At 72.3% G+C, this 18,904-nt stretch carries 19 protein-coding genes; 7 read left to right on the top strand and 12 right to left on the bottom strand.

The annotated features are described in order from the left end of the window. Nucleotides 1-66 precede the first annotated feature (66 nt). Nucleotides 67-594: a CGNR zinc finger domain-containing protein gene (locus Aru02nite_RS22440; RefSeq protein ID WP_203660848.1), complete on the top strand. Its 528-nt coding sequence runs from the start codon at nucleotides 67-69 to the stop codon at nucleotides 592-594. A gap of 6 nt (nucleotides 595-600) precedes the next feature. Here Aru02nite_RS22440 and Aru02nite_RS22435 read toward each other — a convergent pair whose 3' ends face one another. The 4 genes from Aru02nite_RS22435 to Aru02nite_RS22420 form a co-directional block, all read right to left on the bottom strand. Then, nucleotides 601-1,308 (bottom strand): DUF2625 family protein, encoded by a 708-nt coding sequence (locus Aru02nite_RS22435; RefSeq protein WP_239076875.1) that lies wholly within the window; start codon nucleotides 1,306-1,308, stop codon nucleotides 601-603. A gap of 2 nt (nucleotides 1,309-1,310) precedes the next feature. Beyond that, entirely contained in the window at nucleotides 1,311-2,138 is an 828-nt protein-coding gene (locus Aru02nite_RS22430) for a sugar phosphate isomerase/epimerase family protein (RefSeq protein WP_203660844.1), read from the bottom strand. Between the two features lie 82 nt (nucleotides 2,139-2,220). Next, nucleotides 2,221-3,150 (bottom strand): Ppx/GppA phosphatase family protein, encoded by a 930-nt coding sequence (locus tag Aru02nite_RS22425; RefSeq protein ID WP_203660843.1) that lies wholly within the window; start codon nucleotides 3,148-3,150, stop codon nucleotides 2,221-2,223. A gap of 9 nt (nucleotides 3,151-3,159) precedes the next feature. Next, a complete protein-coding gene (locus Aru02nite_RS22420) occupies nucleotides 3,160-3,537 on the bottom strand; it encodes a hypothetical protein (RefSeq protein WP_203660841.1) in 378 nt (125 codons plus the stop codon). A gap of 87 nt (nucleotides 3,538-3,624) precedes the next feature. Between Aru02nite_RS22420 and Aru02nite_RS22415 the strand changes: the two genes are divergently transcribed. Next, entirely contained in the window at nucleotides 3,625-4,428 is an 804-nt protein-coding gene (locus Aru02nite_RS22415) for a DUF3109 family protein (protein WP_203660926.1), read from the top strand. Between the two features lie 409 nt (nucleotides 4,429-4,837). On the opposite strand, the gene Aru02nite_RS22410 is transcribed toward Aru02nite_RS22415, so the two are convergent. Together Aru02nite_RS22410 and Aru02nite_RS22405 are read right to left on the bottom strand one after the other, a co-directional pair. Continuing rightward, on the bottom strand, nucleotides 4,838-5,518 hold the full coding sequence (locus Aru02nite_RS22410) for a response regulator (RefSeq protein WP_203660839.1): 681 nt from the start codon (nucleotides 5,516-5,518) through the stop codon (nucleotides 4,838-4,840). Beyond that, a complete protein-coding gene (locus Aru02nite_RS22405) occupies nucleotides 5,515-6,861 on the bottom strand; it encodes a sensor histidine kinase (RefSeq protein ID WP_373324948.1) in 1,347 nt (448 codons plus the stop codon). Before Aru02nite_RS22405 ends, Aru02nite_RS22410 begins: the two co-directional genes overlap by 4 nt. 283 nt (nucleotides 6,862-7,144) lie before the next feature. Here Aru02nite_RS22405 and phoU point away from each other — a divergent pair, with 283 nt between their 5' ends. After that, a complete protein-coding gene (phoU, locus tag Aru02nite_RS22400) occupies nucleotides 7,145-7,792 on the top strand; it encodes a phosphate signaling complex protein PhoU (RefSeq protein ID WP_203660837.1) in 648 nt (215 codons plus the stop codon). 232 nt (nucleotides 7,793-8,024) lie between these two features. Here the strand turns inward: phoU and Aru02nite_RS22395 are convergent, their stop codons facing one another. Next, entirely contained in the window at nucleotides 8,025-8,807 is a 783-nt protein-coding gene (locus tag Aru02nite_RS22395) for a phosphoglyceromutase (protein ID WP_203660835.1), read from the bottom strand. 63 nt (nucleotides 8,808-8,870) lie between these two features. Continuing rightward, nucleotides 8,871-9,194 carry a hypothetical protein gene (locus tag Aru02nite_RS22390; protein ID WP_203660833.1) on the bottom strand — a complete coding sequence of 108 codons (324 nt, stop codon included), beginning with the start codon at nucleotides 9,192-9,194 and terminating at the stop codon, nucleotides 8,871-8,873. 300 nt (nucleotides 9,195-9,494) lie between these two features. Here Aru02nite_RS22390 and Aru02nite_RS22385 point away from each other — a divergent pair, with 300 nt between their 5' ends. Then, a complete protein-coding gene (locus Aru02nite_RS22385; protein ID WP_203660831.1) occupies nucleotides 9,495-10,727 on the top strand; it encodes a globin domain-containing protein in 1,233 nt (410 codons plus the stop codon). Nucleotides 10,728-10,805: 78 nt separating this feature from the next. On the opposite strand, the gene Aru02nite_RS22380 is transcribed toward Aru02nite_RS22385, so the two are convergent. Then, entirely contained in the window at nucleotides 10,806-11,336 is a 531-nt protein-coding gene (locus tag Aru02nite_RS22380) for a type III secretion system chaperone family protein (protein ID WP_203660829.1), read from the bottom strand. A gap of 12 nt (nucleotides 11,337-11,348) precedes the next feature. Further along, nucleotides 11,349-12,698: a D-inositol-3-phosphate glycosyltransferase gene (gene mshA / locus Aru02nite_RS22375; protein WP_203660827.1), complete on the bottom strand. Its 1,350-nt coding sequence runs from the start codon at nucleotides 12,696-12,698 to the stop codon at nucleotides 11,349-11,351. Between the two features lie 96 nt (nucleotides 12,699-12,794). Here mshA and Aru02nite_RS22370 point away from each other — a divergent pair, with 96 nt between their 5' ends. The 3 genes from Aru02nite_RS22370 to Aru02nite_RS22360 all read left to right on the top strand — a co-directional run bounded on the left by Aru02nite_RS22370 (nucleotide 12,795) and on the right by Aru02nite_RS22360 (nucleotide 16,028). Continuing rightward, entirely contained in the window at nucleotides 12,795-13,565 is a 771-nt protein-coding gene (locus Aru02nite_RS22370) for an SDR family oxidoreductase (RefSeq protein WP_203660825.1), read from the top strand. A gap of 36 nt (nucleotides 13,566-13,601) precedes the next feature. Then, entirely contained in the window at nucleotides 13,602-14,372 is a 771-nt protein-coding gene (locus tag Aru02nite_RS22365; protein WP_203660823.1) for a class I SAM-dependent methyltransferase, read from the top strand. Nucleotides 14,373-14,486: 114 nt separating this feature from the next. Beyond that, on the top strand, nucleotides 14,487-16,028 hold the full coding sequence (locus Aru02nite_RS22360) for an esterase-like activity of phytase family protein (protein ID WP_203660821.1): 1,542 nt from the start codon (nucleotides 14,487-14,489) through the stop codon (nucleotides 16,026-16,028). A 49-nt stretch (nucleotides 16,029-16,077) separates the two neighbouring features. Here the strand turns inward: Aru02nite_RS22360 and ccsB are convergent, their stop codons facing one another. Together ccsB and Aru02nite_RS22350 are read right to left on the bottom strand one after the other, a co-directional pair. After that, complete coding sequence (ccsB, locus tag Aru02nite_RS22355) at nucleotides 16,078-17,088, bottom strand: c-type cytochrome biogenesis protein CcsB (protein ID WP_239076870.1); 1,011 nt, start codon at nucleotides 17,086-17,088, stop codon at nucleotides 16,078-16,080. Between the two features lie 5 nt (nucleotides 17,089-17,093). Then, on the bottom strand, nucleotides 17,094-18,881 hold the full coding sequence (locus tag Aru02nite_RS22350) for a cytochrome c biogenesis protein ResB (RefSeq protein WP_239076869.1): 1,788 nt from the start codon (nucleotides 18,879-18,881) through the stop codon (nucleotides 17,094-17,096). Between the last annotated feature and the right edge of the window lie 23 nt (nucleotides 18,882-18,904).

The raw sequence follows: 18,904 nt of genomic DNA, 5'->3' as shown, positions 1-18,904 counted from the left end.
CTCTCAGGTAAGCGCCTGTCACCACGAGTGGTGGTTACGGGGGCCAACGGTGACTACCGTAGGGTGGTGGACTTCGACGCGTACGCACAGACGGCCGTCAACCTGGCCAACCTGCCACCCACGGCGCCGGTCGACCCCGAGATCGTCTTCGGCGAGGACAGCCACGCGGCCGCCGAGGTGACCGAGAAGGACCTCGGCACCCTCCGCCGCGCCGGCAAGAAGCTCCGCCACGTCTTCGAACTCGGCGCCGCCGGGGCCGACGGCGACGCGGTCGAGCAGCTCAACGCCCTGCTCGTGGCGTACCCGGTGCAGCCGCGCATCTCCGGCCACGACGCCAGCGACTGGCACATGCACGCCACCAGCCGCGGCGCCGGCGTGGCCGCGGAGTACGTGGCGGCGGCGGTGTGGGGGCTGTCGGTGTGGCTGTGCGCGCACGGCAGCGACCGGTTCGGCGTCTGCGCCGACGAGCACTGCGGCAACGTCTACCTCGACACCTCGTCGAACAACTGCCGCCGGTTCTGCTCCGAACGCTGCGCCACCCGCTCGCACGTCGCCGCGCACCGGGCCCGCAAACGCGCCGCCGCGGTCACCTGAGCCCGGTCAGCCGGCCGCGCGCTCCGCGGTCAGCTCGTCGATCAGCCCGTACAGCTCGTCGGCGGGCACGGCCTGGCGTTCCGCGTCGGCGAGCCCCGCCCGGCCCTCCTTCGTGTACACCGGCGGGTAGAGCGACAGCAGCCGGTCCAGCGGTACGCCGGGGGCCTCCGCCTCCCAGCCCGGCCAGCGCAGGTCGTGGTAGAAGTCGGCGACCGCGCCGCCCAGCATGAGCGACAACCAGTCCCGGTACGTCCACTCCAGCGGCTCCCACCGCAGCGTGTCCGGCCCCAGGTAGCAGATCTCGCCCGGCTTGCCCGGCAGTACGACACCGGCGGCGTCCGGCTCCGGGTCGCGGCCGCGGATCACGTACCGCCCGCCGAGGACGTCCGCGCCGACCAGCAGGTAGCCGGACGCCTCGGGATCCGGGTTGACCTCGGCCAGGTCGGGCAGCCGGCGGGCCGGACTGCCCCCGCCGTACACCCGGAGCCAGCCGTGGTCGACCAGCAACCCGCCGGTGTGCATGGCCATCGCGCCCAGCCAGCTGTCCACCGTCGCCCCGGTACGACGCAGGCACGCCTCGCCGGCGCCCGGGTCCACGGGTAACACCTCGACCGACACGGCGCTGTCCGACAACGTGGCCGACACGTCCGGCCACGAGGGGCTGCCCTGCATGACCAGGTCGCGGCGCGGCCTGGCCCGTCCGGTTACCGGCATCGTCAAACGTCCACGGTCGAGGAAACGGTCAGGTGCCTGCGGGCGAAGGCCAGGGTCTCGGCGAGAGCCGCCTCCCGGTCCGCCCGGTTCATCTTGCGGGTCGTCACCTCGACGCCCACCGACTGCAGATGGCCGTCGCCGGCCACCCTGCGGAGCACCTCCGCGCACGGCATCTCGCCGTGCCCGGGCACCAGATGCTCGTCGCGCCCCGCCGTACGCCCGTCGCCGAGGTGCAGGTGGGTGAGGTTAGCGCCCATCCGGTCGGCCATCGCCAGCGGGTCCGTGCCGGACGCCGCACAGTGCGAGATGTCGAGCGTGTAGTCGTCGAAGCCGGCCGCCACGGTCGGATCCCAGTCCGGCGAGTACGGCACGAACTTGCGGCCGGCCATGCGCACCCAGTACATGTTCTCGACGGCGAGGCGCACCGTACGGTGCTCGGCGCGCAGCGCGCGGACGCCCTCGCCGAAGGTGCGCGCGTACTCCCGCTGCCAGAAGAACGGCGGGTGCAGGATGACGGTCCCCGCGTTCAGCTCCTCGGCCATCAGGATGGCCCGGCGCAGCCGCTCCCACGGGTCGGGACTCCACACCCGCTGGGTCATCAGCAGGCACGGCGCGTGCACCGTGCCGATCGGGATGTTGTAGTGCTCGGACAGGCCGCGCAACGCACCCGGGTCCTGGCTGACCGCGTCGGTCCACACCATGACCTCGACGCCGTCGTACCCCAGCTTGGTGGCCAGCTCGAACGCGACGGCGGTCGGCTCGGGGTAGACCGCCGACGTCGACAGCAGGACCGGGACCGGGTGCCGACCGCGGTGGGAGTCGGATGTCACCTGTACAGCGTAATCGGCGGAGCGGATCCCGGCACCATGACCCCTCGTACGCAGATCACCGCAAAGAGCGATGTGGTACGTCTCAGGCGCCGTGCAGCCAGTCCAGCCGGCGCAGGATGACGCCCTCCCGCAGCGCCCACGGGCAGATGTCGACCCGGGACAGCTCCAGCCGGCGCAGCGTCTGCTCCGCCACCACCCCGCCGGCGAGCAGCTGGTGCGCCCGCGCCGGGCTCACCCCGTCCAGCTCGGCCAGCCCCGCCGCCGGGATCCGCCGCACGAACCCCAACACCTGGTGCAGCCCGGTACGGGTCAGCGTGCGCGGCGTCCACACGCCGGCACCGGACGGCGCCGCGCCCGCCAGCCGCGCCAGGCTCCGGAACGTCTTCGACGTCGCCACCGCCCGGTCCGGCCGTACGTCACCCAGCTGCTCGGCCAGCCCGTCCAGCGTCTTCCGCACGTACTCGGTCAGCGCGGTCAGCTCCTCGGCGGGCGGCGGGTCCGCCGACAGCCACTCCCGCGTCAGCCGCCCCGCCCCCAGCGGTACGGACAGCGCCAGGTCCGGCGACTCGTCGATGCCGTGCGCGACCTCCAGCGAACCGCCGCCGATGTCGAGTACCAGCAGGCGGCCCGCCGACCAGCCGAACCAGCGGCGTACCGCGAAGAAGGTCAGGCGTGCCTCGTCGGCGCCGGACAGTACCTGGAGGTCGACGCCGGCCTCGGTGTGCACCCGGTCGAGGACGGCGGCCACGTTCGTCGCGTCGCGTACCGCGGAGGTGGCGAACGCGAGGAGGTCGTCGGCGCCGATCCGCTCCGCCTCGACCCGCGCGTCCCGGACCGCGGCGACCAGGTTGTCGGCGCCGACGTCGTCCAGCCGGCCGTCCGGACCGATCCGCTCCGCCAGCCGCAGCGTCGACTTCACCGAACTCACCGGCCACGGGTGCGCACCCTGGTGCGCGTCCACCACCAGCAGGTGCACGGTGTTGGACCCCACGTCGATCACGCCGAGCCGCATACCGGAACCCTAGCGCCCGCGCCGGATCCGCCCGTACCGACGCCGTCGCGGCCGCCGGCGGAACGGCTCCGGCGGCGGGAACGCCGGCGCGTCGACGGCGGCCGTCGATGCCGGCGGTTCGGCCGGGTCGTGCGGCGGGACGAGGGAGATGCGGGGCGGCGACGCCGGCAGCCCAGCGACCACCAGGTACGAGACGGGGCCGGAACCGCGCAGCAGGCACCGGAACGTGGTGATCGGGACGTCCCGGTGCGATCCGTGCCGACGTCCCCCGCCCCGAACGGCGCGCCACACCACCGGTCCGCCACGCTCCCGGTACCGCCGGCCGCGGTCCCGCGCGATCTCCCGCAGCGCACCGGCCGTGCCCGGATCGTCCACCAGGCCGCCCATCCTCGGGTACTCCCGCCGGTCGGTGCCGCACTCCCCCGGTGCCCTGCGTACATTGGTGTGGTGGCAGGAAAACGCCCTCAGGTGCAGGTGACGGTCGAGGATCCGGACGAGCCGCGCAGTCGCGAGGTTCCGCTCGACTTCCCGCGCGAGTGGATCGAGTTCACCGACCCGTCCGACGACGAGCACGTCGTCCGGGCCGACCTGACGTGGCTGCTGTCCCGGTGGACGTGCATCTTCGGCAGCGGCTGCCACGGCATCGTGCCCGGCGGCGGGGAGAACGGCTGCTGCACGCACGGCGCCTTCTTCACCGACGCGGACGACGAGAAGCGGGTCCGCGCCGCCGTCAAGAAGCTCACGCCGGAGACGTGGCAGCACCACACCACCGGGTTCAAGAACTGGACCGAGGTCGACACCGTCGACGGCGAGACCGACGGCCGGAAGACCCGCGTCGTCGACGGCGCCTGCATCTTCCACAACCGACCCGGGTTCGAGGGTGGGTACGGCTGCGCCCTGCACGCCCAGGCGCTGCGCGACGGCGTGCACCCGCTGGAGTACAAGCCGGACGTGTGCTGGCAGCTGCCGATCAGGCGGCTCCAGGAATGGGAGGACCGCCCCGACGGCACCCGGGTCCTCGTCGACACGCTCGGCGAGTACGACCGGCGCGGGTGGGGCGAGGGCGGCCACGACCTGCACTGGTGGTGCACGTCCTCGCCGGAGGCGCACACCGGCGGCGAGGCCGTCTACCAGTCGTACGAGCCGGAGCTGACCGAACTGATCGGCAAGGAGGCGTACGGCCGGCTCGCCGAACTGTGCGCCCAGCGCGACAAGCGCGGCCTCATCGCCATCCACCCCGCCACCGCCGCCGCCCCCAAACCCCGCCGCCGCCGCTGACCCACCCCGCCCCCGCAAGCCAAAGCGAAGCAAGGCCCTGTCGGCCGAGGCGAAGCGAGGCGACACGGGGTTGAGGCGGAAACCGTGCTGCGCAGCCGATGCGAAGCGAGGCTGTACCGGCCGAAGCGAAGCGAGGCCACCCGGTCGGCACGGAAACCGTGCAGCGTAGCCGATGCGAAGCGAGGCTGTACCGGCCGAAGCGAAGCGAGGCCCCCACATCGTTTGCCCTGACGGTGATGTGTGGGGACGGGAGCGAGGCGAGTCCGATTCGTTCGCTCGCAAGCCGAGCACGGCCGCCGTGTGCGTCAGCACATAAGGCCGGGATCGGCGCCGCGAGCGGGCGAATCGGTTCGCCGCAGCGTCCTTGACGAGAGAGCGGGCGAATGGGTTCGCCGCAGCGTCGCAAGCCTCAGGATTCGAATTTGTATCCCAGGCCGCGGACGGTGACGATGAAGCGCGGGTTGGACGGTTCGGGTTCTATCTTCGAGCGCAGCCGCTTGACGTGTACGTCGAGGGTCTTGGTGTCGCCGACGTAGTCGGCGCCCCAGATGCGGTCGATGAGTTGGCCGCGGGTGAGGACCCGGCCGGCGTTGCGGAGGAACATCTCCAGTAGCTCGAATTCCTTGAGGGGCAGGGAGATGCCGTCGCCGCCGACGGTCACGGTGTGCCGGTCGACGTCCATGCGTACGGGGCCGGCTTCGAGGGTGGGCGGCGCGAGTTCTGCCGGTTCGGTACGGCGGCGGAGCACGGCCCGGATGCGGGCGACGAGTTCGCGCGGTGAGTACGGCTTGGTGACGTAGTCGTCGGCGCCGATCTCCAGGCCGACGACCTTGTCGATCTCCGCGTCGCGGGCGGTGACCATGATGATCGGCACGTTGGAGCGTTGCCGGATCTGCCGGCACACCTCGCTGCCGGACATCTCCGGCAGCATCAGGTCCAGCAGTACGATGTCGCCGCCGGTACGGTCGAACTCGGTCAGGGCCTCCGTTCCGGTGGCCGCGACGGAGACCTCGAAGCCCTCCTTGCGGAGCATGTACGACAGCGCGTCGGAGAACGACTCCTCGTCCTCCACGACCAGCACGCGGGTCACGGTGTTCCTCTCGTCACGGGCGCCGGGCCACCACCCACCGCACCGAGTTGTACCTCAGCTTGTCCGATGTCTTCGGCGATCTCACCCGGGTTGTGCTCCACGGCGATGGCCCGCGATGGACGGGCCGGTAACCGGAGGGTGAAAGTCGAGCCACGCCCGACGGTACTGGTCACGTCGACGCGACCGCCGTGGTTCGTGGCGATGTGTTTGACGATCGCCAGGCCGAGCCCGGTGCCTCCGGTGGCCCGGGAGCGTGCCTTGTCCGCACGGTAGAACCGCTCGAAGATGCGGTCGAGATCGTGCGGCTCGATCCCGATGCCCTGGTCGGTGACGGAGACGAGCACCGCGTCCCCGCCCCGGCGTACGTCGATGGTGACGGTGGTGCCTTCCGGCGAGTACGCGATGGCGTTCTCGACGAGGTTGGCGAGGGCGGTCGCGAGCTGCGTCTCGTTGCCGTACACGATGAGGCCACGGCGGCCGGCGGTGGCGACCGTGATCTCCTTGGCCTGCGCGGTGGTCCGGGTCCGGTCGACGACCTCGGCGACGATCCGGTCGGCCGCGACGGGCAGCGGGTCGGGCAGCGGTTCGGCGCCCTGCAGCCGGGACAGTTCCAGGAGTTCGGTGACGAGGCGGCCGAGGCGGCTGGACTCGTGCGCGATGCGTTCGGCGAAGCGGCGGGCGGCCTCGGGGTCGTCGAGCGCGTCGACGAGCGCCTCGCCGAGCAGTTGCAGCGCGCCGACGGGGGTCTTCAGTTCGTGGCTGACGTTCGCGACGAAGTCCCGCCGGACGCGGGCGACGCGGTGCGCCTCGGTGACGTCCTCGGCCTCCATCGCCACGTACCCGCCGGCGAGGCCGACGAGGCGGACCCGGACACCGAACCAGTCGGGTCCGTCGCCGTCGGCGGCGCCGGGCAGGTCGCGGCGGTTGAGTTCGAGGTCGACGTCGCGCTGCTGGCCGGGCTGCGTGACGCGGCCGCCGAGCGTACGGAGGACGGAGTGGGCAGTGAGCCCGCCGGTCTCGGTACGGACCAGGCCGAGGCGGTGCGCGGCCGGGTTGGCGAGTACGACCTGGCCGTTGCGGTCGAGGACGAGGACGCCGACGCGGAGCGCCGCGACGCTCTCCTCGGCGAGCTGGCCGAGCTCGCCGCCGGACCGCTTCTGCACTGGGGACGCTGGCATCTCCGGCACCTCGCTCGTCGGGTGGACAGCGGCGACAGGACCGTCTCCGTGGCGGGGGGTGTCGGTCGCGCCGTCGACGTGCGCACCGACCGCGGCCGGCGTACGCCCGGAACGGCGGACCAGGCCGGTGCCGATGGCTGCGCCGAGGCCGCCGCCGACGATCACCCCGGCGACCCCACCCAGGGCGAACGCTCCAGCCGGATCCACGCCGCGATCGTAGGACGGGTTACGGCGGGGTGAATAGACAATCGGGACAAAAGCCGCGCCGTTTTGCCAATGTTCACACCCAGGGCAGGCGTCGTTCACCACGGTTCACCGGGGCGATGCCCTTCCCACTTAGCGTCGCCACCGTAAGCGGGCACGACGCCGTGAACGTCGTACGCCCGGCAGGGCTCGGAGGCCGTACGTCGGGACCGCCCGGGCCGGTGAACCGAGGAGCTGGACGACGATGCGGGACGAGTACCGGGTGCAGTTGGCGGTGGTGGGCGAGCTGCTGTCGGCCATGGCGGAGCACGTCGGCCAGGCCATGCGGGAGGCGAGCCGCGGACTGCTGTCCGCCGACCGGGCCGCCGCCGACGGGGTCCTCGCCGACCACGCCGAGGTCGGCGCCCTGCGCAGCCAGGTCGAGGAGCGGACGTACGAGGTGCTCGCGCTCCAGGCGCCCGTCGCCTCCGACCTGCGCGTCGTCCTGACCGCGCAACACGTGGCCGCCGACATGGAACGCATGGGCAACCTGGCCCGGCACGTGGCGCGCGCCGCGCTGCGCCGGTACCCGGAGAACGCGGTGGTGCCGGAGCTGACCGAGGTGTTCGCGCAGATGTCGGACATCGCGGTGCGGATGGCCGACAAGATGCACACGGTCGTCGCCGAGCGCGACGCCACCCGCGCCGCCGAACTGGACCGCGACGACGACGAGCTGGATGCGTTGCACCGGCGGATGTTCGCCATCATGTTCGCCCCGGACTGGACGCACGGCGCCGAGGCGGCCGTCGACGCCGCACTCCTCGGCCGCTACTACGAGCGGTACGCCGACCACGCGGTCAACGCCGCCGCGCAGGTCATCTACCTGGTGACCGGCGAGGTCGCCGCCCCGTAGCGTCCGGTGCCGTGACGGCACCACGCATCCCCGACCCGACCGGGCCGCCCCGGCGCGCGACGGCGGGGTTCGATCTGCCCGGACGCGGGCACCACTGGTTGCTGGGCGCGACGGCGGGCGGCAGTGGTGGCCGTACGCCGTCGACTTCCACCGCCGCAGCCTGACCCGGAAACCCTTGCCACACCACCGAACCAGCGCCGGTGGATCCGCGGACGGACCCACCGGCAGCAGGTCAGCGGCCCTGGTTGGCGACCGCGGCGGCACCGGCGGCGGCGGCCTCCGGGTCCAGGTACTCCGACTTGACCTTGCGCAGCTCGTCGTCCAGCTCGTACACCAGCGGGATGCCGGTGGGGATGTTGACGCCGACGATGTCGTCGTCGGAGATCTGGTCCAGGTGCTTCACCAGCGCGCGCAGCGAGTTGCCGTGCGCCGCGACCAGCACCGTACGGCCGTCGAGCAGGTCCGGCACGATCGCGTCGTACCAGTACGGCAGGAAGCGCTCCAGCACGTCCTTCAGGCACTCGGTGCGCGGCATCAGCTCGGACGGCAGGCCCGCGTAGCGCGGGTCGCCGGCCTGCGAGTACTCGGCGTCGTCGGCGATCGCGGGCGGCGGCGTGTCGTACGACCGGCGCCAGATCATGAACTGCTCCTCGCCGAACTGCTCCAGGGTCTCCTTCTTGTTCTTGCCCTGGAGGGCGCCGTAGTGGCGCTCGTTCAGCCGCCAGGAGCGGCGCACCGGGATCCAGTGCCGGTCCACCCCGTCGAGCACGATCTGCCCGGTACGGATCGCGCGGCGCAGCAGCGACGTGTGCACCACGTCCGGCGCGATGCCGTGCTCGCGCAGCAGTTCACCGCCGCGCGTCGCCTCGGCCACGCCCTTGTCGTTCAGATCGACGTCGACCCAGCCGCTGAACAGGTTCCTGGCGTTCCACTCGCTCTCGCCGTGCCGTACCAGCACCAGCCTGCCCACCGGCCGACGCTCTTCTCGCCGCGAAGGGCGCAGGATGCTCGTCATGCCCCCATCTTGGCGTACCGCCGGGGCCGTGCTCGACAGGGGCGGCGCGGGTCCATCAGGCGGTCAGGACCACTGCCCGGAGTCCAGCTCGTACGAGGTGCCGCCGCCACCGACGCGGCGCATGACCACGCCGACGGACTCGCCGTCCAGGTCCCACGCCGCGGGCTCCCAGCCCTTCGTCTCCAGCATCTCGACGGCCCAGAACAGCCGCGCCGCGACGAGCTGCCCGCGCCCGAACGACGTCGTCATCTCCCCGTTGCTCCGGGTCACGACGAAGACGTACTTGTGCGGGTAGTCGTCCAGCGCCTGGGCGTTCTGCTCCAGGGTCTCGACCGGCAGCCAGCGCTCCTGGTGCAGCGGGTTCGCCGGGTTGGCCTGTGGATACATGGGCAAAGCCTTTGCGATCGGTACGCGCCGGGTCAGGACGGCTCGCAGTATCTCCCATCCGGGCCACCCGCGGATCGCCGCCGGTCGATGCGGAACCGGCCGCGTCCGCGTACGGCGCGGCGGCCCGGGATCTGACAAGCTACGGGCATCCGCTTTCGTCAAAAACGGAATGCCACCCCGCGGACCGTCGTTGACCGGCGGTGACGCCTGACCCCGAATGGTGACGGATCGTCCGGACTTACATCACGGCCGGTTTCCTGACACTATCCGGACTCGGACAACCTGCAACAGAAGGACACCATGACCGACGGCAAGGACTACGAGCAACTGCTCGCGCTGCATCACGCCATGCAGCTCCGTCGGTCCCTGCGCGACGGGTCACCGATGGCCGCACCCGCGCCGCGCCGCCCCACCGAGTACCGGGAGAGGTTGGCGGACCAGCGGTTGCTGGTGGCCAGCCTGGAGGCGGTCACCTCCTCGGCCGACGAGGTGGTGCGGTCGTTCTACGCGCAGCTGTTCCTCGGCCGGCCGTACCTGCGGAACCTGTTCCCCGCCGGGCTGCGGGCCGACTCCGACCGGCTGTTCAGCGCGCTGATCGGGCTCGCCGAGGCGCTGGAGAAGATCCACGAGCTGGTACCGGTGCTCGAACAGCTCGGCCGCGACCACCGCAAGTACGGCATCCGACCGGCCCACTACGACGCGGTACGCCAGGCCCTCATCGGCGCACTGGAGGAACACGCCGGGGCGAACTGGCGGCCCGAGTACGCGACGGCCTGGACCCGCGCGTACGACTACGCCGCCGGCGTCATGCAGGCCGCCGAAGCCGCCTCCACCGACCCGCCGTACTGGCAGGGCACCATCGTCACGCACGAACGCCGCTACCCCGACATCGCCGTACTCCGGATCCGCACCGACGTCCCCTACCGCTACCGCGCCGGGCAGTACGCCACCGTCGAAGTGCCGAACCAACCCCGCGTCTGGCGCCCGTACTCGATGGCCACCGCGCCACGGCCGGACGGCGTCCTGGAGTTCCACGTACGCGCGCACGAACTCGGCCAGGTGTCCACCGAACTCGTCCACCGCGCCCGGGTCGGCGACACGCTGCGCCTCGGCCCACCCATGGGTACCGCCGTCGTCGACACCGACGAGGAACGGCCACTGCTCGTCGTCGCCGGCGGCACCGGACTCGCCCCCTGCCGGGCCGTCGTCGAACAGGTCCTCACCACCCAGCCCGGCCGACCCGTCCAACTCGTCTTCGCCGTCCGCCACACCCAGGAGCTGTACGACCTGCCCACCCTCGCCGCGCTCGCCGAACGGTACCGGTCGCTCACGCTCGTACCGGTCGTCACCGAGGACCCGGACTTTCCCGGAGTCAAGGGCGAGGTACCGGACCTGATCGCGCAGTCCGGACCGTGGCACGCACACGAGGTGTACCTGTCGGGGCCGCCGGGGCTGGTGCACGCGCTGGACCGGGTGATGCGGCGGATGAGCGTGCCGCCGACCCAGGTGCATCACGACCCGGCGCCGGCTTGATGATCTTGATTGATTGTTCAATTGTGTCATTGTTCAACTGTTGAACAATGAGACAGTTGAACAATTGAACAATCAGGGTCAGTCGGAACTCTCCGTCGGTGCATCGACACGCCCCGCACCGGAATCCCGCGCAGGATCGGCGAAGTGCGCGAAGGCGCGCAGGTTCGCCAGCGACTCCCCCCGCTTGACCCGCCATTCCCATTCGCGCCGGATCGCCGTGCCGAAGCCGATTTCGAGCATCGGGTCGAAGCTCTCGTCGGCGTACGTGAGGACGGCGCCGAGCAGCCGGTCGATCTCGTCGGCGCTGACTGCGGAGAGCGGCAGCCGCCCCATCAGGTACACGTCGCCGACCTGGTCGATGGCGAAGGAGACGCCGTACAGGCGGGCGTTGCGGCGCAGCAGCCAGGCCCACAGTTCCTCGCGGTTCTCGTCGGGTTGGCGCATGACGAACGCCTCGACCCGGAGGGCGTGCTGGCCGACGACGAGGTTGCAGGTGGTCTTGAGCTTGTGCGTACCGGGCAGGGTCACCGCGTACGCGCCGTCGCCGGTGCGTTGCCAGTCGAGTCCGGAGTCGGCCAGGGTCGCCTCGATCACCGCGGTGGCAGTCATGGCGACATCACATCACGCGCTGAGCGGGCGGCGCGCCGCGTACTCCGTGATCGCGTCGGTGTAGACGGCGAGCAGGCCGTCGGCGGTGCGTTCCCAGGAGAACCGGGCGGCGTGGGGCCGGGCGGCGGCGGCGAGTGCGGCGCGCCGGGCCGGTTCGAGGAGCAGTCCGTGCAGTACCCGGGCCCAGTCGGCGGGGTCGTGCCCGTCCACCAGCGCCCCGGTACTCCCGTCGGCGACGGCGGTGGTGAGGCCGCCGACCGCGGCGGCGACGACGGGCGTGCCGCACGCCTGCGCTTCGAGCGCGACGAGCCCGAACGACTCGTTGTGGCTGGGTACGCAGACCAGGTCGGCGCACCGGTACAGCTCGGCGAGGCGGGCGGCGGGCTGCGCGGGCAGGAACCGGACCGCGTCGGCGATGCCGAGCGTTCCGGCCAGTTCGTGCAGGTACGTCGGGCGGGCGGTGCCGCTGCCGCTGGGGCCGCCGGCCACGACGGCGACGACCCGGCGGGCCAGTACGGGGTCGCGGTCGCGCAGCGCGGCCACCGCGCGCAGCAGTACGTCGGGGGCCTTGAGCGGCTGGATCCGGCCGACGAACAGCAGGATCAGCGCGTCGGTCGGCAGGTCGTGCCGGCGCCGCAGGTCGGCGGTGGTGTCCGGGCCGGTCGGCGTGAACCGGTCGCCCGGGCTGAACTGCGCCAGGTCGACGCCGGGCAGTACGACGCTGACGCGGTCGGGGTCGGCGTCGTAGTACGTGACGAGGTCGCGGGCTTCGGCGTCGGTGTTGGCGACGAGCCGGTCGGCCTCGGCGACGACGCGCTCCTCGCCGACGATGCGGGCCGCGGGTTCGGCGACGTCACCGGCGGCGAGCTGGGCGTTCTTGACCTTGGCGAGGGTGTGCGCGGTGTGCACCAGCGGTACGCCCCAGCGGTCCCGGGTCTGGTAGCCGGCCTGGCCGGACAGCCAGTAGTGCGAGTGGACCAGGTCGTACGGCCGGGCGGCGTGGGCGCGCAGGACGCCGGCGGTGAAGCCGCACAGCTGGTCGGGCAGGTCGAGTTTCGGCAGCCCCTCGAACGGGCCGGCGAGCACGTGCCGCACCCGTACGCCGGGGGCGAGGTCGGCGACGGGTGGTTCGTCGGACGAGGTGGCGCGGGTGAAGATGTCGACGGCGGCGCCGTGGGCGGCGAGCCGCTTGGCCGCCTCCACGATGTACACGTTCATGCCGCCGGAGTCGCCGGTGCCCGGTTGGTGCAGCGGGGAGGTGTGCATGGACAGCAGCGCGATCCGCTGCGGTACGAGCGGGTCGGCCCGGTGTGCCCAGCGCGGACCGTAGCCACCGCAGCTGCGAAGGCTCCGCGAGACCATGCGTCCTCCTTGTCCGGTCCCCCGGTCACCATCCTGCCGCTTCGTACGATGAGAGTCGAACGACAGTGACCGATCTCGCCGTGGCAGGATCGGGCCATGGCTGACGAGGTACGACGCCCGGTCGCGGTGGTGACCGGCGCGTCCAGCGGGATCGGCGCGGCGAGCGCGCGGCACCTGGCTGCCGCCGGGTACCACGTTGTGGCGGCGGCGCGGCGGGCCGGGCGCATCGCCGAGCTGGCCGCCGAGATCGACGGTACCGCGGTGCCGTGCGACGTCACCGATCCGGCGCAGGTGACCGCGCTCGCTGCGGCGGTCGACCGGATCGACGGCGACTGCCGGGTACTCGTCAACAACGCCGGCGGGGCGTACGGGTTGGACCCGGTGGAGACGGCGGACCTCGCCGACTGGGACACGATGTACCAGGTCAACGTGGTGGGGACGCAGCGCGTGACGGCCGCCCTGCTGCCGGCGCTCACGGCCAGCCGGCGCGGCACGATCGTGATGATCACGTCGACCGCGGCGCACGGGGTGTACGAGGGCGGCGCCGGGTACACGGCGGCCAAGCATGCCGAGCAGGCCGTGACGGAGACGCTGCGGCTGGAACTGTCCGGCCGGCCCGTCCGGGTCGTGGAGATCGCCCCGGGCATGGTCGCGACCGAGGAGTTCTCGCTGACCCGGTTCCACGGCGACAGCGACCGCGCCGCCAAGGTGTACGAGGGGGTGCCGGAGCCGCTGACCGCCGACGACATCGCCGAGTGCGTCGCGTGGACGGTCGGGCTGCCGCAGCACGTCAACGTGGACCGGCTGGTCGTCCGGCCGCTCGCGCAGGCCGCCAACCACAAGGTCTTCAAGGGCCGGATCGGTTGACGTGACCGGCCGGCGCGCGTCGCCGCCGGGACGGCCGTGACCCGGCCGCTCGGCACCGTCACCCGCGGCACCACCAATCCCAACCGGTTGCGGCGGGTCGACCGCTGGCTGGCCCGCCGGTACGGGCGGCTGCTGCGGTCCGCCGCCGACCCGCTCGTCGTCGACCTCGGGTACGGCGCGAGTCCGGTCACCACCGTCGAGCTCGCCGACCGTCTCGCCGGTACCGGCGCGCGGGTCGTCGGGGTGGAGATCGATCCGGACCGGGTGGCGCGGGCCCGTCCGCTGGCCCGGCCGGGCCTCGACTTCCGGCTCGGCGGCTTCGAACTGGCCGGCCTGCGCCCGCTGGTGGTCCGCGCGTTCAACGTGCTCCGCCAGTACGAGGAGGCGGAGGTGGCGGGGGCGTGGGCGGAGCTGCGGTCGCGGCTGGCGCCGGGCGGGGTGGCCGTGGACGGTACGTGCGACGAGCTGGGCCGGGTGGCGACCTGGGTGTGCCTGTCCGCGGCCGGCCCGACGACGCTCACCCTCGCCGCCCGTTTGTCCACTTTGGACAGTCCGGCGGTGTTCGCGGAACGGCTGCCGAAGGCGCTGATCCACCGGAACGTACCGGGTGAGCCGGTGCACGGGTTCCTCGGCGCGCTCGGCGAGCAGTGGCGGGCGGCGGCACCGTACGCCACGTTCGGTACGCGGCAACGGTTCCGGCACGCGGTCGCCGCGACCCGCGCCGCCGGCTGGCCCGTCGAACCCGACCCGCGCGCCTGGCGGCGCGGCGAGCTCACCGTCGCCTGGTCCGCCGTCGCGCCACGCTGACGTACCGCGTCTCGTGCGGTGAGTTCGGGTGGTGTTCGCGCCGCGCTCGTCCGCCGGAAACCCGGAACGGACCAGGATGTCGGCGGGTCACGACCGAGCCGACGGAGGTACGAGGTGCGCAGAACGGTGACCGCGGTGGCCGCGGCGGTACTCGCGGTCGGTGTCGCGGGGACGACGTGGGCCGCGCCGCAGCACGGGTACACGGTGCGGCCGGGCGGCGCGCTGAGCGTACCGGCGACCGGTGGGCAGGTGGTCGGGCACAGCGATCCGGCGCACGGCACGGTGTCCGTCGGCGACGACGGCCGGCTCGGCTACCGGCCCGACCCGGGCTTCACCGGCACCGACACGTTCACGTACACCAGCAGTGACGCGGTCCGGCTGTACCGCTCGGATCTGCCGCCGCTGGCCACGATCGGCGGCGTACGGATCAGCGCCGAGGGGTACGGTTCGGCGCTGGCGCCGGTGCCCGGCCACCGCGACGAGTACTACGGGCTGACCGACCGCGGGCCGAACGTGGACGGGCCGGACGGTACGAAGATCGAGCCGCTGCCGGGCTTCGCGCCGTCGATCGGCCGCTTCCGGCTGGCGCACGGCACGGCGACGCTGGTCCGTACGATCACGCTGCGCGCGGCGGACGGCACGCCGTACAACGGGCAGGTGAACACGCAGGCGTCGACCGGCGAGACGATCACCGGCCTCGACGGGAAGCCGCTGCCCGCCTCGCCGTACGGCTACGACCCGGAGGGTCTGGTCGCGGCGAAGGACGGCACGTTCTGGGTGTCGGACGAGTACGGGCCGTTCGTCACGCACTTCGCCGCGGACGGCCGGCAGCTCGGCCGACTCTCGCCGTACGACGGGACGCTGCCCGGGGAGCTGCGGCACCGGGAGCCGAACAAGGGCATGGAGGGGCTGACGGTCACGCCGGACGGCCGGACCCTCGTCGGCGTCATGCAGTCCGCGCTGCACCAGGACGACCTGACGGAGAAGGTGAAGAACGTCGCGCTGGTCCGCATCGTCACGTACGACCTGCGCAGCGGCGCCACGCACGAGTACCCGTACCTGCTGCACGACCCGGGCGACAACGGCACCGCGGTCAGCGAGATCACCGCGCTGTCGGCCACGAGGTTCCTGGTGGACGAGCGGGACGGGAACATGGAGCCCGGCGCGTTCAAGCGGCTGTACGCGGTGGATGTCAGGCACGCCACCGACATCGGCCCGGCCGCCCGCGTCCCGGGCGCCACGTACGATCCGGACCGCGGGCTGGTCGTCGCCGGTGGCACGCTCGAACGCCTCGTCGGCCGCGCCGACACCGCCGACGCCCGTACGATCCTGGCCGGCGCGCACGTCACCGCCGCCGGCAGCGACCTGGCCCTGGATCTCGCGAAGCTCGTCACCGGCCTCGACCCGCGCGGGTACTTCTTCGGCCACGACAAGGTCGAGGGCGTCGCCGTACGCGGGCACACGCTGGTGATCAGCAACGACAGCGACTTCGGCCTGGACGGCGTCAGTACCGACAGCGCGCCGTTCCGGTTGCACGCCAAGACGTTGCCGGACGGTACGCAGGACGACGGCGAGTACCTGGCGGTCGATCTGTCCGATGTGGACGGTTCGGTCGCGCCGACCCGGACGACCACGGTGACCGTGCACGTCCGCTGACCCGCGACGCGGGGCCCCGGCGCCGGGGCCCCCGTCGTACGGGTGCGGCTCAGCCGACCCCGGCGTACGAGTGGAGGCCGGAGACGACCAGGTTGACGCCGAACAGGTTGACCAGCATGACCGCCCAGCCCAGCATCGCGATCCAGCTCGACCAGCGGCCGCGGATGCTCGGCGTGGCGCGGGCGTGCAGGTACGCGGCGTAGACCACCCAGGCGATGAACGACCAGGTCTCCTTCGGATCCCAGCCCCAGTAGCGGCCCCAGGCGTGCTCGGCCCAGATCGCGCCGCACATGATGCCGAACGTCCAGATCGGGAACCCGAGGGCGTGGATGCGGAAACCCAGTCGCTCCAACGTTTCCGACGCGGGGAGCCGGTCGCCGAGGGTCAGCGGGAAGCGCAGCGGCCGGTCCGCGGCCAGCCACGCCTCGCGCCGCTCCTGGATCAGGTACAGCGCGACCGTCACGAAGCCCACCAGGAAGATGCCGGACGCCACCGTCATCGCCGACACGTGGATGACCAGCCAGTACGAGTTGAGCGCGGGCACCAGCGGGCCGGCCGTGGCGTACAGCTTGGCGGCGTCGACGCAGAGCAGGATCGCGACCACCAGCGACACGAACAGCCCGAGGTGCCGCACCGCCGGCCGCCGCCACGCGACGACCAGCCAGGCCACCGTGGCGATCAGGCACGCCGTCAGCACGTACTCGTACATGTTGCCCCACGGCACGCGGTGCGCCGCGAGCGCACGGAACACCAGGCAGGCGGTGTGCGCCGCGGCGGCCAGGGTCTGCACGACCAGCGCGATCCGGCCGATGAACGCGGCGCGCCCGGCGTCGATCGGCCGGTGCGGCTCGTCGTCGTCGCCGGTGTCGTCGGCCGCCGTCTCGACGACCTCGTCACCACCGGCGGTCACCAGAACCCTGCTGGCGCGCGGCTTCCGGGCCGCGATCCGGGCGACGACACCCTGCCGGCCGAACGCGTACTCGACCGCGTAGCCGATCATCGCCAGCATGTAGCCGAGGACCGCGGCCACCATCAGGCCGTCGGAGATCGAGGAGTACACGATCGTCAGTCCTTCCCTCGGGGTGTACCGGAGTCCGGTGGGCGCGCCGGGCCGCCCGCGGCATCGACGATCCGGTCGAACTCGGCGCGGAACCCGGCGTACTCGGTGCGGGCCAGGCCACCGGCGCTGACCGTGCTGCCCGAGCCGTCCGGGGTGAAGCGGAACCAGATCCGGCGGCGGCGGATCGTCAGCGACCCCATCAGGCCGAGCAGCAGCGCGACGCCGGCGACGAGCACGATCCGCTCGCCCGGGTCGTGCCGGACCTGGATCGTCGCCCACCGCTGCACGCCGACGAACTGGACGGTCGTCCCGTCGTCCAGCTTCCAGCAGCTCTGCGCCGTGCACTTCGTACTGGGCCGCAGCAGCTTCGGGTTCTTCCCGATCTGCCTGAGCTGCTTGTTCTGGATCTGGCTCTGGTCGAGCGAGTAGACCGAGTGCGGGACGCCCGCGTCGGTGCCCGTGTTCCCGCGGTACGCGAAGAGCAGCACGGCCGGGTCGCGCAGCCCGGGGAACGTGGACCCGTGCCCGCCCTGCTTGGAGACGGTCGGGAAGAACACGCCCTGGAACGCCATCTGCAGGTCGACGTTGCGCTTGCCGGTCTTCGGGTCGATGTTCGCGTCCGGGAAGATCGCCACACCGTCGCTGGTGAAGTTGCTGTCGCTGGGGATGAACGGGGAGACGACCGTCTGCGTCTGCCCGTACCGGTCGGTGTAGCGGAAGACCGGCGAGTAGCCGTTGCCGACCAGGTACACGGAGGCGCCGTCGACCCGCAGCGGGTGGTTGACCTCCAGCTTGTACCGCTTGCCGCCGGAGCCGCCGTCCGGCGAGTACGTCACGTCGGCGGAGTAGGCGAGGGGCTGGCCGTTGTCCTGGAACTTCGCGTGGAACCGATCCAGCGTCACGCAGAACGGCGGCAGGTCACCGCCCGACACCCGCGACCCCAGGCTGTACTCGTCGTACTGCTGGAGGTTGTTGCAGAAGGCGTTGTCCTTGCCCGCCATCAGCAGCCGCCCACCGTGCCAGCCGTACCCCGCGCCGACGGCGACCCCGACCAGCAGCGCCACCAGCGAGAAGTGGAACAGCAGGTTGCCGGTCTCGCGCAGGAAGCCCTTCTCCGCGCTGACCGTGACCGTACCGTCGTCGTGCCGGCGGGTCACCGTACGGAACCGCCTGCCGCGCAACGCCTTCCGCGCCACCTCCGCCGCGTCCGCCGCCCCGCTGCCGCTCGCGTACTCGGTGTGCACGCGCAGCCGGCGCAACGCCCGCGGCGCGTCCGGCGGGGTGCGGCGCAGGGCGCGCAGGTGTACCCGGATCCGCGGCGTCAGGCAGCCGATCAGCGACACGAACAGCAGCAGGTAGATCGCCGCGAACCAGGGCGACGAGTACACGTCGAACAGGCCGGCCTTGTCCATGGCCGGGGCCAGCGTCGGATGCTGCGTGAAGTACGTGTCGACCTTGTCCGCGTTCAGGTTGCGTTGCGGCAGCAGCGAACCGGGCGCGGCGGCCACGGCGAGCAGGAACAGCAACAGCAGCGCGGTACGCATCGAGGTCAGCTGGCGCCACCAGCGGCGGCCGGTGGCTAGCACGCCGTTGCCGGCGACGCGCCGGGCCGCGGCGGCGTCCGGGCGGCTGGACAGCGCGTTCTCGTCCTCGCGCCCGGCCTCCTCCAGTACCGGCCGCGCGCCGGCAGCCGCGCCGTCGGTCGCCCGGTCGGTGGTGTCGTCGGTCGACGGGTCGTCGGCGAGCACCGGACCGTCCCCGTCGGTACGTCCGCGGTCGCCTGTCTCGCTCATGCCACCTCCGCCGTTCCGGTACC

It is taken from the genome of Actinocatenispora rupis, assembly GCF_016861975.1.
Taxonomy (GTDB): domain Bacteria; phylum Actinomycetota; class Actinomycetes; order Mycobacteriales; family Micromonosporaceae; genus Actinocatenispora; species Actinocatenispora rupis.
The sequence above is the reverse complement of the archived record's forward strand: the minus strand, read 5'-3'. Positions and strand labels throughout refer to the sequence as shown.